This is a genomic window from Synechococcus sp. W55.2, assembly GCF_047461635.1.
Classification (GTDB): Bacteria; Cyanobacteriota; Cyanobacteriia; order Thermostichales; family Thermostichaceae; genus Thermostichus.
On record NZ_JANSHM010000035.1, the window covers coordinates 1 to 14553 of the forward strand.

General features: G+C 57.5%; 11 protein-coding genes and 1 pseudogene. 8 read left to right on the forward strand and 4 right to left on the reverse strand.

Annotated features, from left to right (window positions below; genetic code table 11):
• A pseudogene (locus NW828_RS08330) lies at window positions 1-141 on the forward strand (RNA-guided endonuclease TnpB family protein); the annotation flags it as partial.
• Between the two features lie 71 nt (window positions 142-212).
• Window positions 213-797 carry a 6,7-dimethyl-8-ribityllumazine synthase gene (gene ribH, locus NW828_RS08335; protein ID WP_414383161.1) on the forward strand — a complete coding sequence of 195 codons (585 nt, stop codon included), beginning with the start codon at window positions 213-215 and terminating at the stop codon, window positions 795-797.
• Here the strand turns inward: ribH and htpG are convergent.
• Window positions 791-2650 carry a molecular chaperone HtpG gene (gene htpG / locus NW828_RS08340; protein ID WP_414383163.1) on the reverse strand — a complete coding sequence of 620 codons (1860 nt, stop codon included), beginning with the start codon at window positions 2648-2650 and terminating at the stop codon, window positions 791-793. The two genes, ribH and htpG, sit on opposite strands and share 7 nt — an antisense overlap.
• Window positions 2651-2757: 107 nt before the next feature.
• Window positions 2758-4227, reverse strand: coding sequence for an LCP family protein (locus NW828_RS08345; protein ID WP_414383165.1), 1470 nt, complete (start codon window positions 4225-4227; stop codon window positions 2758-2760).
• A 121-nt stretch (window positions 4228-4348) separates the two neighbouring features.
• Between NW828_RS08345 and NW828_RS08350 the strand changes: the two genes are divergently transcribed.
• The 4 genes from NW828_RS08350 to NW828_RS08365 all read left to right on the forward strand — a co-directional run bounded on the left by NW828_RS08350 (window position 4349) and on the right by NW828_RS08365 (window position 9527).
• Window positions 4349-4945 carry a 4'-phosphopantetheinyl transferase family protein gene (locus NW828_RS08350; RefSeq protein WP_414383167.1) on the forward strand — a complete coding sequence of 199 codons (597 nt, stop codon included), beginning with the start codon at window positions 4349-4351 and terminating at the stop codon, window positions 4943-4945.
• Window positions 4946-5153: 208 nt separating this feature from the next.
• A complete protein-coding gene (locus tag NW828_RS08355) occupies window positions 5154-5576 on the forward strand; it encodes a plastocyanin/azurin family copper-binding protein (RefSeq protein ID WP_414383169.1) in 423 nt (140 codons plus the stop codon).
• 66 nt (window positions 5577-5642) lie between these two features.
• Entirely contained in the window at window positions 5643-8129 is a 2487-nt protein-coding gene (locus NW828_RS08360; protein WP_414383172.1) for an HD family phosphohydrolase, read from the forward strand.
• Window positions 8130-8303: 174 nt separating this feature from the next.
• Window positions 8304-9527 carry a glycosyltransferase gene (locus NW828_RS08365; RefSeq protein WP_414383174.1) on the forward strand — a complete coding sequence of 408 codons (1224 nt, stop codon included), beginning with the start codon at window positions 8304-8306 and terminating at the stop codon, window positions 9525-9527.
• Between the two features lie 111 nt (window positions 9528-9638).
• Here NW828_RS08365 and NW828_RS08370 read toward each other — a convergent pair whose 3' ends face one another.
• Both NW828_RS08370 and NW828_RS08375 read right to left on the reverse strand, forming a co-directional pair.
• Entirely contained in the window at window positions 9639-11336 is a 1698-nt protein-coding gene (locus tag NW828_RS08370; RefSeq protein ID WP_414383176.1) for a peptidoglycan D,D-transpeptidase FtsI family protein, read from the reverse strand.
• Entirely contained in the window at window positions 11333-11479 is a 147-nt protein-coding gene (locus tag NW828_RS08375; RefSeq protein ID WP_414383178.1) for a hypothetical protein, read from the reverse strand. Before NW828_RS08375 ends, NW828_RS08370 begins: the two co-directional genes overlap by 4 nt.
• Window positions 11480-12039: 560 nt before the next feature.
• On the opposite strand from NW828_RS08375, the gene NW828_RS08380 reads away from it, so the two are divergent.
• Window positions 12040-12900: a hypothetical protein gene (locus NW828_RS08380; RefSeq protein WP_414383180.1), complete on the forward strand. Its 861-nt coding sequence runs from the start codon at window positions 12040-12042 to the stop codon at window positions 12898-12900.
• Window positions 12901-12942: 42 nt separating this feature from the next.
• A complete protein-coding gene (locus NW828_RS08385) occupies window positions 12943-14529 on the forward strand; it encodes an ArnT family glycosyltransferase (protein WP_414383182.1) in 1587 nt (528 codons plus the stop codon).
• Window positions 14530-14553: the final 24 nt, after the last annotated feature.

Sequence of the window (14553 nt, forward strand, 5' to 3'; positions counted from 1 at the left end):
GGGGATGCGGATTTGAATGGTGCGAATGTGATTGCGCTTTTGGGGGCTGCTGTAAACCAGCCTAGAGGTTCGTGGTTAGCTTGCCAACTGCAGGGCTACCGAAAGCCCGCCCTGTACTGCGAAGCAGTCAGGGTCGGGTAGTTTACTGAATTAGGATGGGAAAGCGTGGTTTTCCGCTTGTTCTTCTCTTGGGTAGGTCTGGAGCAGCGCAGATGGCAGTTTACGAGGGCAATTTTGTTCAGACGGAGGATCTGCGTCTGGCCATTGTCATCGGTCGGTTTAACGACCTAATCACCGGCAAATTGTTGGAAGGGTGCCAGGACGCGCTGAAGCGGCATGGTGTGGATGTCGGCCCAGAGAGCAAGCAGGTGGACTACTACTGGGTGCCGGGCAGTTTTGAGGTGCCTTTGCTGGCTCACCAACTGGCCCAATCTCGCCGTTATGATGCCATCATCTGTCTGGGGGCAGTGATTCGCGGGCAAACTCCCCACTTCGACTATGTGGCGGCGGAGGTCTCCAAAGGCATTGCGGCGGCAGGATTTCGTACCGGAGTGCCGGTTATTTTCGGGATCATCACCGCCGATACCCTGCAGCAGGCTCTGGAGCGGGCCGGGGTCAAGAGCAACAAAGGTTGGGAATACGCCATGAGTGCCCTGGAGATGGCTACTCTGATGCGCCAAGTTGCCCCCGTGCTCCAAGGCAGCTACAGCCACAGCGGCAACGGGGCCGGATCCCGTCCGTCTCTGCCCGGTGGAGCGGAAGCCCTGCAGTCTACCCTGGACAGCGCTGCCTATTGAGGGCGGGTGAGGCGAGTCAGCACTTCGTTGGAGCGCTGCACAAAGGCCCGCACGGCTGCCGGGTCAAAGCTTTTCTGGGTAATCAAAGCCAAATCGTAGATGTGATTGCAGATGAGGTGAACCAAGTCGGGATCCCGACCCTGATCGGCAAGAGACTGCAGGTTTTGGATAAGGGGATGGGCCGTGTTCAGAACCAGCGTGTGCTCTTCCAGAAACTCCAGCGGCTTCTGCTGGATGACGGCGTTGAGCTCCTGTAGGCGCCGCAGCGTCTCCGGTAGCAAGATCATGGCCGGAACCGACTCTGATTTAAGAGCTTCTGCTTTGATCTGCAACTTGTCTTTGCCCAGGGCCTGCCGAAAGAGATCGACCAACTTTTGGCTGCGGGTTTTTTGCGTGACCGGATCCACAATTTCGGCGGCTTTGTCTTTATCTACCAGCGTTTCGTCCAGCTCAGAGTCCACCCGCTTAAATTGGATCCCTTCTTCTTTGTATTCCCGCTCCAAAAAGCTGCTGAAGTGGCTGTCGATCCAGCTATCCAGCATGATCACTTCCAGTCCTTGAGAGCGGTGGAGATCGATGTAGGCACTCTGGGCAGCCTCATCGGTGGCGTAGTAAACTCGCTTGTTTTGCTTGTCGCGGGTGCGCTCCAGGTACGCTTTCAGGGTCACATATTCGGGTTTGTCAGCAGGGGATCCGGCCACTCGGAAAATGAGAATATCCTTGATCTGGGCAAAGAACTTGTCATTGTTCATCGCCCCAAACTTCATAAAGAGGCTGATGTCGGGCCAGACCTTGACGTATTTTTCGTAATCTTCCCTGTACAGTTCATTGAGACGATCCGCCACCTTTTTGGCAACGTGATCCCCAATGCGTCTTACGGTGCGGTCATTTTGCAAGAAGCTGCGAGAGACGTTGAGGGGAATATCCGGACTGTCGATGGCCCCCCGCAGAGGTAGGAGGAACTTGGGGATGACTTCCTCACAGTTATCTTGGACAAAGACTTGGTTGCAGAACAGCTTGACTTGACCCTTGGTGGGATCAATATCCGGGCGCAACTTGGGAAAATAGAGGATCCCTTGCACGATGAAGGGATAGTCGGTGTTGATGTGCACCCAGAAATGGGGATCCTCTTGAAAGGGATAGAGGTAGCGATAAAACTCTAGGTAATCCTCATCTTTGAGTTCGGAAGGTGAGGTTCTCCACAGGGGCTTTTGCTTGTTGATCACTTCCCCGTTTAACTTGATGGGAACGGGGATGAAATCGCAGTATTTACGAACCAATTCCCGAATGCGGCTTGGCTCCAGGTATTCTTCGTTTTCGGGGGTGATGTAAAGGGTAACGGTGGTGCCGATGCTGGAGCGCTCAGAATCGGAGAGGGTAAAAGTAGTGGTGCCGTCACAAGCCCACTTCACCGGCGTGCTGCCGGGCCGATAGGAGAGGGTGTCGATTTCCACCCGCTGCGACACCATAAAAGAGGAGTAGAATCCTAGACCAAAGTGGCCAATGATTGCTTGCTCTGCGTCTTTGCCCTTGTACTTTTGAATGAACTCTTCAGCGCTGGAAAAAGCCACCTGGTTGATGTATTTTTTCACTTCCTCGGCAGTCATGCCAATGCCGTTATCGGCCACCGCTAAGGTCTTGGCCTCCTTGTTGAGGGCAATCGTAATCTCCGGCTCTGGGAGATCTGCCACTTCGCCGGCAAGGCTGGCCATCTTCAGCTTGGTGATGGCATCAGCAGCATTGGAGATCAGCTCCCGCAAGAAGATCTCTCGATCCGAGTAGAGAGACTGCTTGATGATGGGAAAGATGTTCTCGGTGTGGATGGTGATGGATCCCTGTTCCAGCACGGTCATAGGTGGCTCAGCACTCAAACAAGCTCAGTGCTAATCTACAGAGACCGAAAAGTCCCCGACAAGCAGGCTCTTTTTCGGAAATCCGCACTCGCAACCGAACCGGCTCTCTAGAGCTGAGCTGCTCCGGGCGGAGCTTGGGTTTGGCCGTTGGCGTCAGCGGCGCGGAGTGCTTCATCCAAAGCCAACTGTTGAGCCCAATCTTGGCCGACTCGAATGGTGACATCGGAGTTGAGAACGCCAGTAGATTCTACCCGCACTTCTCCCAGGCCAATGGCGGCGCGGATCTGTTTAGCCCCCTCCCGATCCCCGCTCTGGGCGAGGATCTCCGTTTGCTGCAGCACCTGAGTGCTGTCTTCCACAGCAAAAGCATGGACGTATCCTTGCCTCACCAATTCTTGCACCATACGGCGGGCCATCCCCGGCTCTCCGGTTGCGTTTTGCACGGCTATGCGCAGGCGGTGTGGAGGAATGCGGGCTACCTCTGCCTCCAGGCCAAAGTGGGAAACGGCCACCCGTCGGATCCCGGCTGGATCCGGCAGCCAGTAGCTGGTGGAGAATTCTCCCGGCTGACTGAAGCGGCCCGGCAGCAGCACCAGGTCGATGCGATCGCCCCCAGAGGTGAGGACAAACTTGGCCAAGCTCAGAACCTCTTCCCAGGTGAGGTTGGTATCGAGGTTGGTGCGGACGACCTGCAAAATCTTCGGGATCCGCGGCCAGACGGCAGGAGAGAGCAGTTCCCGGCTCAGGGCCCGCAGCAATTCCTGTTGCCGTTGCACCCGACCGATATCCCCCAATCCCAGGTGATCGCGGCGAAAGCGGGCAAAGTGGTGGGCTTGTTCCCCGTTGAGGCGTTGCCAGCCGGGTTCCAGGTGGATAAACAACTGCTGGGTGTGATCCACGTATTGCATCGGTTCCGGCACGTAGATTTCCACGCCGCCCACCGCGTCGATCAGCTCTTCCAGAGCGTCGGTATTGAGGCGAATGTAGCGGTCAATCGGGATCCCACCCATCAAGTGGCTGACCACCTGAGCCGTCAGCGCCGGGCCCCCTGCCAAGTTGGCAGCATTGATCTTGGCCACACCAAAGCCGGGCAAGCGCACACGAGTGTCGCGGGGGATGGACAAAACGGTAATCCGCCGCGCCTGGGGATCAAAGCGGGCCAAGAGAATGGTGTCGCTGCGGGTGTGGAAGCGATCTCGCTCTGTGGGCAAGGGCAGGCTGGGATCCGGGTTGTCCGTGCCGAGAATGAGGATATGCAACGAGCGATCCAGAGCCGCAGCCCGTAAGGCATCAGGACGGAAGGCTTCTTGTTCTGCAGGAGTGAGGGAAGTTGGGATCACCTGACGGGGCAACATCACGGCCAGGAGGGCACCGGCAGAACCCGCCAATACAGCCGTGAACCCCAACAACAGCCAGAGGATCCCCTGACGAATAGCCTGCTGACGAGCTGCGCGGACACGGTCAGGACGGGGGGGATAGTGGAAGGAGGGCATCAGGTCAGACCAGGCCTCGCGAGCGCGTACAGGAAAGGGTGTACTGTCTGGGTGGTGTTGCCAACTCCACCAATTCAAGGCCATGTTATCCCATCCTTATTCCTTAGAGTTGTCTAGACCCAACTTCACAGTGGGATCCCTGCAGCCGTTGTCGGGAAAGTCAGAGGTGCATCTTTGGCTGCAGACAGTCCCCCCGTTGGAGAAGTTGCTCCCCCAGCTCGGCCTTCTTTCCCCTGAAGAATGTCGGCGGGCAGAGCGTTTACAACTGCCGGCAGATCGGCGCCGCTTTCTGGCCGGTCGTCTTGGGTTGCGGAGCTTGCTTAGCCGCTACAGCGGCATTCCGCCCCAGGGGATCCCCCTCGACCACAGTTCTACCGGCAAACCCTACTGGCGGGATCCACCCCTGCCGCTGCAGTTTAACCTCAGCCACTCCCACGAGCGCGTCCTGATCGGCCTGAGGTTGCAATACCGCATTGGAGTGGATCTGGAATGGGTTCGACCTGTGCCCCGCTGGCAGCGCATCGCCCAGCGCTACTTTTCGGCTGCCGAGCAAGTCCGTTTGGCCAACTGTCCAGCTCCAGAGCGAGATGCCCTCTTCTTCCAAATGTGGACACAAAAAGAGGCACTCCTGAAGGGAACGGGCAGAGGTCTGGCCGGCTCTGCAGCTTTGGGCGAGGACTCCCGCTGGGTGACCTTACCGCTTCAGGTTGCCGGTGGCTACGTCGCTGCGGTAGCCCTTGAAATAAGGAAAGACGGAGAGGAAGCCCCAGCCGTGCGGCTCTACGAGGATGTGGATGGCTAGACAGGGCAGAAGGGAATCAAAACCTCTCCGCCTAGAGATGCTATCTTGAGTTTCCAGGCTACTCGCAGAGGAGTGAGAAGGGAGGAGTGAGAAGTGAGAAGGAGGAATCTCTTCTCTTTGCTCTTTTCTCTCTCCTCGTTGCTCTTTTCTCTTTGCTCTTTCCTCTCTCCTCGTTGTTGCAATGTTAAACAGGTTCTGTCATTTCCTGGTGCTGGGAATCTGGCTATCGGCCCTCATGATTGGGATCCCGCATCCGGTATGGGCGCGGGATCTCTCCAGACAAACGCCGCAGGAGAAGGTTATTGAGTTGGGTACTGCCGACAATCAGTTGGTGTTTGTGCCCAAGGAACTGTCTTTTCGCAACGGCAGCCTCTACCGTCTCCGCCTGAGCAACCCCAGCCAACTGAAGCACTATTTCAGCGCCAAGGATTTTGCCGATGCCGTCTGGACCCGCAAGCTGGACGTGGCCGGCGTGGAAATCAAGGGCCAGATCCGAGAATTGGAGCTGAAGCCAGGCGCTTCGGTGGAGTGGCAATTTATTCCTCTGAAATCTGGGGTCTATTCTCTGGTTTGCACCATCCCCGGCCATGCAGAAGCAGGTATGGTGGGGCAGATTACCATCGGCGATTGAGATCCTCTTCCTGGGCTACCCGGCCAAAAGGGGATAGAAAAGAGAAAGACGCTGCCAGGCCAATCCATGAAAAACCCGCTCACGCCCAAAGCCCTTCGCGCCACCGACGCGAACGCGGAACACTGGACTCGGCGACGCCAGGCAGCTTCCCCTCGAAAGAGCGGGCCCTCCCTTTCGGAGCGGATTGCCGGCTATGCCCTCGCGCTTCTCTCCCTCACTGCCGTCCACGGGATCCGCTACTACAACGAACCACAACTGACCGTCGGCAGCCGTTCTCCGCAGACGTTTCTTGCCCCTGCTGCGGCGGAGATTGAAGATGTGGAGGCTACCCAGGCCCGACAAGCTGAGGCGCGACGGCGGGTGGTTCAGGCCCTCAAAATCAACAGCACCGCCAACGACAGCATGCGGCAAAACCTGGAGGGTCTCCTGGCTGAGGTGGAAGCCATCCGACAAGAGGCAGGGCCTCTGCCCTATGTTTCTGTCCAGTTGCTGTCTCTGCCAACGCAGATCTACCTGCGCCAGCTTTCCCCGGAGGAGTGGGAACCCTTCCAGGCTCGCGTCCGACAAGAGGCCATCCGCGGAGCCACCCCATCTCCTTCAGAAGAGCCCTCTTCTGGGCGACCGGAGCAGCTGGAGCAGCGGGCCAAGCAGGAGCTTGTTGAGGTTTGGCAGCGGGCTTGGTTGGATGGATCGGCCACCCAGATGGCGGGGACGGATCCCTATACCCAGTTGATTGCCCAGGTGGAAGCGGCGCAGCAGCGCTATCGGGCAGCTTTGCCGGCTCTGGAGCAGCTCACCCCCCCTGTTCCGGCCACAGTTCTCAACTTGGCAGATGCGGATTGGCAGCATTTGCAAACCTTGAGCCGGCGGGTCTTGGAGCGTCTGCAGAAGATAGGGATCGTGGATGGCCTGCCCCGCGAAGTTCGCGCCGAAGGGATCCAAGCCCAACTGGACGATTTGATGTTTCCGGGCAATGCTGCCCAACGACAGGAGTTGCAAGGGCTGGTCTATCAGTGGCTGCAGCAGGTGCTCATTCCCAATGTGGAGGTGGATCCCCAGCGCACCGAGCAGCGCATTCGCGCCGAGCTGGAAAAAGTCGAGCCGGTTCTGATCTCGGTTGCCGAGAACCAGGTGATCGTGCGAGCAGATCAGCTCATCACTCCCGAAATTTTTCTCATCTTGGACCACTTTGGGCTCACCCAGCGCGGGATCAACATCTGGGGCTTGGTGGGAGTGGCCGGCGTGATGGGCCTGGGCCTGGCTGTCTTTGTGCCTCTGCAGCAACGCTTGCGGCCGGGATTGCGCCGCCGGGATCGAGTGTTGATCCTCATGGTTTCCCTGACCGCTCCCCTGTTGGCGGCCTTGTTCAAGCTGGAGTTCAGCTCCTTGCCGGCGGTGGGGCTGTTGCTGGGCAGTTTTTACGGGGCAGGGCTGGGCCTGGTGGTGGTGGTGGGCCAGGCGTTGTTTTTGCCCTTGGTCTCCTCTGCCAACCTGCTCACCGTCGTGCCCTTGTTGTCCGGCAGTGTGGTGGCCTCTGCCTTGGCCGGGCGTTCCCGCTCCCGAGAAGAGCTGGCCTTGTTGGGAGGAGGAGCGGCAGCGGTGCAGATGCTGGCCTACGGGGCGGTTAGCTTGGCCACCACCGGTGGCATCGACCTGTTGGCCATGGCTTTGGCAGGGGGAACCAGCTTGGGATGGAGCATTGTTGCCCTGGGAGCCAGCCCCTACCTGGAGCGCCTATTTGACTTAGCCACCCCCATTCGTCTGATCGAGTTGAGCAATCCCAATCGCACGCTGCTGCGGCGGCTGGCTGCAGAGGCCCCCGGCACCTTTCAGCACACTCTGTTTGTGGCCACTTTGGCAGAACGGGCTGCCCAAAAGCTGAACCTCAACGTGGAGCTGGTGCGCACCGGCACCCTTTACCACGACATCGGCAAGATGTTGCAGGCCCGCTACTTCATCGAGAACCAGATGGGCAGCCTCAACCCCCACACCCAACTGGACGATCCCTATCGCAGTGCTCAGATTATCAAGGCCCACGTCAGCGATGGCTTGCGCCTGGCCAAGCAATACAACCTGCCTACCGCCGTCCAGGCGTTTATCCCTGAGCACCAGGGGACGATCCTGATTGCCTATTTCTACCATCAAGCCCAGATGAAAGCCGGGGGTCAGCCCGTACCCGAAGAGCCGTTCCGCTACGATGGCCCGATCCCCCAGAGCAAGGAGACGGGGGTGGTGATGATGGCCGATGCCTGTGAAGCCGCCCTGCGCAGCATGACTCTGAGCGATGGCTTCGGCCCCGATGTGGTCGAGCGGGCAAAAGCTGTTGTCCGCAAAATTGCCCAGGCCCGTTGGCAAGATGGCCAGTTGGTTGATAGTGGGCTGACGCTGGAGGATTTGGAGGTGGTGGCAGACGCTTTCGTGGAGGTCTGGCGGGAATCCAACCACGAGCGCATCCCCTACCCCAGTTTCACCCCTGCCCCCTCGCTGCCTGAGACTGCCTCTGCTCAGGCCCAGATCCCGGTGTCGATGAGCCCCTCTACGGGATCCCCTTAGCCAAGTAACCTCTTCCCGAAGAAGCTGGGTAGGTAGAGAAAGGTCTAGCCCTGCGGCTCATCGATCAGTACGATAGGGGATCGTTCTGTGGACCCAGTATGAACCAAGGCAGTCCTAGGATTTGCAGCCCTAGGCGGAGGATTTTTGTTTTATTGTTTTTGGATGGCCTGCTGAATGTTTCATGGAGCTCCTACTTCCTCTGCCGATCCCAAAGCTTCTGCAGCTCCTTTTCAGATTCCACCTCTGTCTCAGTCCAGCCCTGTCCAACTGTCGCTGGTCATTCCCACCTACAACGAAGCCTCCAGTATCTGCAGCCTGATCCGGCAGTTGTGTGCCCACCTAGACACGATTCTGCCTGGAAGCTATGAGTTGATTGTGGTGGATGACAATAGCCCCGATTACACTGCCAAAGTGGCCCAAGGATTGCAAAAAGAATTCCCTCAACTGCAAGTCATTTGTCGCCACCACGAACGAGGCCTGGCCACTGCCGTGCTGCGGGGATGGCAAGCTGCCCGCGGCGAGGTGTTGGGGGTTATGGATGGGGATTTGCAGCATCCGCCGGAGATTGTCCTCAAATTGTGGCCGCTCATCCAGAAAGGGGCAGATTTGGTGGTGGGCAGCCGCTATGCACCATCGGGAGGGGTGAGCCACTGGAGCCTGGGCCGGCGCATTGTCTCCCGCGGGGCCCAATGGATTGGGCTGGTTCTGCTGCCGGGAGTTTTCAGCCGTGTTTCCGATCCGTTGAGCGGACTGTTTCTGGTCAGACGCCAAGCCATTGCCGGGATCCCGCTCAACCCCAAGGGTTACAAGCTGCTGATCGAGGTGCTGGCTCGGGGCCGGGTGAAAACCATTGCTGAAGTCGGCTACATCTTTCAGGAGCGCCAGAACGGCGAGAGCAAAATCCAACTGCAAACTTGTCTCCAATATCTCCACCACCTGATGGTGCTGCGCTTTTCGCTAGGGCAGGTGGGATCCTTTTTGCGCTTCAGCACGGTTGGCCTATCCGGCACCTTGGTGGACATGGCTTTGCTCTATGTTTTGCACGATCCCACCAACTTAGGATGGGATCTCATAACCAGTAAGCTGGTTGCTTCGGAGGTGGCCATTCTCAATAACTTCCTCTGGAACGACCTGTGGACTTTTCGCCATGTGACCCGCTTGCAGCCGGGGCTCTTGAATCGCCTGAAGCGGTTGGCGAAGTTTAACGTTATCTGCTTAATTGGCTTGGTTCTCAACACTTCACTGGTGACCTTGCTGAGCGAGCGCTTGGGCATTCATTATTTGTTGGCCAACTTAATTGCCATCGGTATTGTTGTATTCTGGAACTTCTACCTCAACTCCAAGCTGAGCTGGAGGAGTGCAGAGGTTAAGTCGGACTCTGTGGGTGGCCAGTCTTGAGTATGGCTTTTTCCAGGAAGAGCCAATCCGGAGGTATGGGCATTTCGCTCATTTCCTCACTGTCTGGGCCCCCTTTGGCATCCGCCTTTGCCCCTTGTTCCTGTAGCTGCGCTAAGTAGAGTTAGGGCGGATCCCCTCTAGGGCGATGATCTCCTGGATCACCGAGCGAACAACGGGAGCAGCCGTCGTCGAGCCGAAGGCATCTTCCCCCTGGGGCTCGTCGATCACCGCCAAGATCACGTAATTGGGGCGAATGGCCGGGAAATAGCCCACAAAACTGGTGATGCGCTTGCCGGGCAAATAGCCCCCCCGTGGCCCGGCTTTCTGGGCAGTGCCGGTTTTGCCAGCGATCTCATACCCCTCGATCTTGGCCGATTGCCCCGTGCCAAAGTCCACCACATCCCGCATTTGGATACGCACTGCCAGCGTGGCTTGCTCGGATAGTACCCGCACCGGCTGCGGCTGCGGGGATCCCCAAACCAAAGTATCCGTATCCTTCTCCACCAAGCCTCGCACCACATGGGGCTGCACTTTCAGTCCGCCGTTGGCAATGATGCAATGCATGGCAGCCAACTGTAGAGGAGTGAGGGCCAGCCCCTGGCCGAAAGCGACAGTGGCCCGCTCCACCGGCACCGTGACGAACTGTCGCAGCGGTTTCAAACGGCTGGCCGGCTCAAAGGGCAAATCCACGCCACTGCGCTCGTTTAATCCCAGCCGCAGCAGGGCGTTGTAGTACTGGCGGGGATCCAGCTTGCGCATCAGGTGTACCATGCCCACATTGCTGGATTGCCGCAGGATATCCGTGACGCTCATCCAGCCATGGGCCCCTCGCTGGTGGTAGTCGTAATTTTGAATGGGCCACTGACCGATGAGAATCCGACCCTCGTCATAGACCCGTTCATCTGCTGTAAAGGCTCCAGCATCCAACCCAATGGCAATGTTGATGGGCTTGAAGGTGGATCCCGGCTCATACAAATCCGTTACGGCCCAGTTGCGAAAAAGACCGGGGTCATACTCAAAGTAGCGGTTGGGGTCATAGGTGGGCTCGCTCACCAGAGCCAAAATCTCCCCCGTGTGGGGCTGCAAGATGATCACCGTACCCCGCAGCGCTCGAAACCGTTGCAGTTGGGCTTTCAGGGCAGCGCGGGCAGCTCTTTGCAGGCGCATATCTAGGGTAAGTTGCAGCACCGTCTCGCCAGATTGCAGCAGCCCTTCCGGCACCTCGGCAGCCAACAGTCGTCCGTAGCCATCGCGAGGAATAGTAACAGGTTGAACGGTACGCTCCAGCAGCTCTTGCCGGGAATATTCCACTCCCGCTTGGCCCTGATGATCCAGATCTACATAGCCTACCACCTCAGCGGCCATCTCTTTTTGGGGGTAAATGCGTTGCCGCTCGCTCACCAGCTCCAGGCCATCCAGATGCAGAGCCTGAATTTGATCCGCCACCTCCTGGGATACCCAGCGCTCCACCCGCACTGCCTGATTAACCGACAGCCGCTGCGTCAGTTGCTCCACCGGACGCCGCAACAGGGGAGCAAGAGCGGTGGCAATTTCCTCTGGAGTGCGTTTGCCAAAGAGGCGGGGATGGGCCCAGAGAGTATAGACGGGGCGATCTACGGCCAGCAATTCTGCCTGCTGCTTGGCAATAGAATGACGATCCACAATTGAGCGACGAGGAATGAAAGGTCTTAGCTGGGCTCGCTGCTGGGCTTCGGCTCGCTGCTGCAATAGGGGTGCCTGTTGATGTTGCAAATAAACCAGACGTGCTCCTGTTACCAGTAGGGCGATGATCAGAGCCAGTCCGGTCATGCCGGCGCGAAAGTCAAGCTGGCGGGCCGTCGGGATCCGATCCCCCAGGAGCCACCCCAGTGTTGTTCTCCACCGCCTGGGGCTTCGCAGTGAAGGGATCCAAGAACCTCTGCGTCGGCGCCGTTGAGCAAGTTGCCGGCCATTTTGCCTTGTCTCCAGAGATTTCGGCACAGGCTGCCCTACCCTAGCCCTAGGTCTGCCTTCCATTGCAATCCTCACATGAGCACCACCGCTAGTTTGGCGCTCATCCCACTGTTATGCCACCCCACAGCTTCTGGGAAAGACCTTGGGATCCCGAAAAGCAGCCAGGACATTTTAGAGGTATTGGAGATAACATAATACCTCAGAACATGAATTAGGTGCGGGCAAATCCTCAGACTTTTCGCACTTGGATCCACAGTTTTAAATCACATTCAAAAGAAACTGGGAAGACATTAAAAACCTAACTCACTTGCGTACATTCAACAGCTCAAACCTTTAACTTGCTTGATTTAATTTAAAACCTCTTCCCGGCGCCTCGTGCAGTCAGCCACTCAATTTCCGCTCCTGGTTGGAGAGAGGGGAAGTTGAATACAGCACAGCGAAAACCGGAGGACTTACTGCTTTTCATAATTTTTTAAACGCTTCGTATTCTCGGAAACAGACGACCAACAGACTAGCAAGTTATAATCTGAGCAAATCCGGCTTTCTTGGAGTTAAGTCTATGAAATGCGTGAAGGAAAGCCCCAGCAAGCGCGTATACCAAGAGAAAGTTTCGTGTTTGGGCCCTTTTCTTACCTTCATGTACCTCTCGTTCTTGGCTTTATTGTGGTTTTCCCTAGGCGATCGCCACTTCACCTGCTTTCGAGTTGCCCAGTCTGCGGTTAACTGCGAAGTGTTTTTCCAGCCGTTGCTGCCTTTGCCAAGTGAGACTACACTCTACGAGAATGTGAGAGAGGCTGGAACCAAAACCGAAATCGAGACAGATGAAGATGGAGACAGAACAACCTACTACTATGTCACGCTGAAAACTCCTGCAGGAGAAAGGGAAGCCTGGTCGGCTTCCAGTGAGAGTGAGGCTCAGGAACTGGCAAGGCGCATTCAGTCTTTTGTGAACGGCACAGAGAGTCAGCTCTTGGTAGATAGCGATAAGTTCGACTTAGGAGATTTAGTGATTGTGATCTTGTTTTCCCTCATCTCATTGCCATTTCTTTTGATAGGGGTTTCTATGCTGATATCGGCTTTGTGGCGCCGCCGCGTGACTTTGGACAGCTCCCTGTACCAAATCCAGGAGGAGTACCTCACTCCTTTTGGATCGCGAGGGCAGAAAACTTATTCCTTCCGAGATGTGCAGCAGGTCACGGTTCAGGCCAGGACAGATTCTGATGGCGATACTAGCTTTTCGGTAGAGGTGACATTGCAATCCCAGGAGCCTTTGCTATCCATCTTCAGTAGCAGTGAACGGGAGGCGCGGGCAGAGGCCGAGAAGCTGGGTCAATTTTTGGGGTGTCCGGTCATTTTGCTGGAGACAAAAAAAATCGGATTGCTCAGATTGCTAAAGGGACGTAGACCCGGAGGGTGTTAAAGGTAAGTTAGATCTGTCGATTTGCCAAAAGGGATCCCCTTGGTGCCCAGGGCCGTTTTGCTCATTCTAGGGCTGAGCTTGCTGCTGCGCTGGCTGGTGGCTGCCCTTTTGCCGCCGGGCTTTGACGAAGCCTACTACTACCTCTACACCCGCCATCTGGATTGGAGCTATTTTGACCATCCGCCGCTGGTGGCCTGGACAACGGGCTTGGGGCCTGCCTTGACCGGCCAGGTGTCGGCTTTTTCTATTCGACTGGGATCCCTGCTGCTCTATTCTGGCTCTTCCCTACTCCTTTACTACACCGGAGCGCGCCTTTTCTCTGATCGGGCAGGACTGATCAGCTTGGCGGCTATCAGCATCGCGCCGATCCTTTGGATTGGGTTTGGGGTGCTGACCTTGCCGGATAGCCCGCTGATCTTTTTTACGGCAGCAACCTTGTGGGTGGCCGCTCAGGAGTTTTTTCCGGCTCCTTTGGGGCAGGGGAAATTGGCTGTCTATGGGGCGGCTCGCTATCGGCCAGGGCCTAGGCTAGCGCTCATAGGTCTCTTGGTGGGGCTGGCCTGTCTGGGGAAATACCACGGCTTGGCTTTGGGGTTCGGCCTGGTACTCTTTTGTCTGCTCAGCCCGGTTCATCGCTGTGCCTTGAGGTCGGGCTGGACGGTGCTGGCGGTGCTGGGTTTTGTGCTGGCCTTTAGCCCGGTGCTGCTCTGGAACGCTCAGCAGGATTGGGTCTCCTTTCGCTTCCAGGGGGGGCGGGCGGTGCCGGAGGCGGGGTATCAACTGCCAGCGCTGGGGCTGACAATCCTTGCTGGGATCCTCTATCTGTTTCCCAGCCTGGGGATCCCTTTGTGGTGGGCGAGTTTGGCAGGGACGGGTCGGGTGGCGCTGCAAATTCTCCGCGGGATACGGCTGACGGATGAAGAGTTAAAGCACCTTTTGATCCTGGCCTGTGGGTTGCCGCTGGTGTTGGCCTTTACCTCGATGGGAGGCTACCGGCCCATTCTGCCCACCTGGCCCATGCCGGGGTTTTGGGTGCTGACGTTGCTGCTGGGATCCTTCTGGGAACGGTGGCCGGGAGCGAAGCGAACCTTGGTGGGGACGGCAGTGATGGTGAGTTTGGTGGTGGGGGTGGGGCTGGCCCATGTGCGCTATGGTCTGCTGCAGCAGCCGGGAGGGATGGGTCTGTGGCCGGTGGAGAGGGATCCCTCTACTCAGCTCATTGAAATTGAGCAGTTGCGGCAGCGGTTTCGGACAGATCCCCACCTGGCCCAAGCCCTTGAGGAGGCAGAGTTCGTTTTTACCAATGCCTATTTTTTGGGCGGTCAGATCGCCATGGCCCTGGCTCCGCTGACGGACAAGCCTCTGACCTGCCTGGATGCGGATTTGCGGGGCTTTGCCTTTTGGTCGCAGCCGCAGGATTGGCTGGGGCAGGATGGGCTGCTCATCACTTCCAAGCTGTTCCAGCCGAGGGCAGGGATCCCAGCCACCTATGGCGACTACTTTGCCCAAATCGAGCCTGTGGCCGAGGTTCCCCTGGTGCGGGCAGGGGCGGTGGCGCAAACCTTTCAGGTGTACCTGGCTCGACAGATGCGCAAGCCCTATCCCCGCCCTTATTCCCGCCTGCAATAACAGCAGAGGACATCCTGGGCAAAG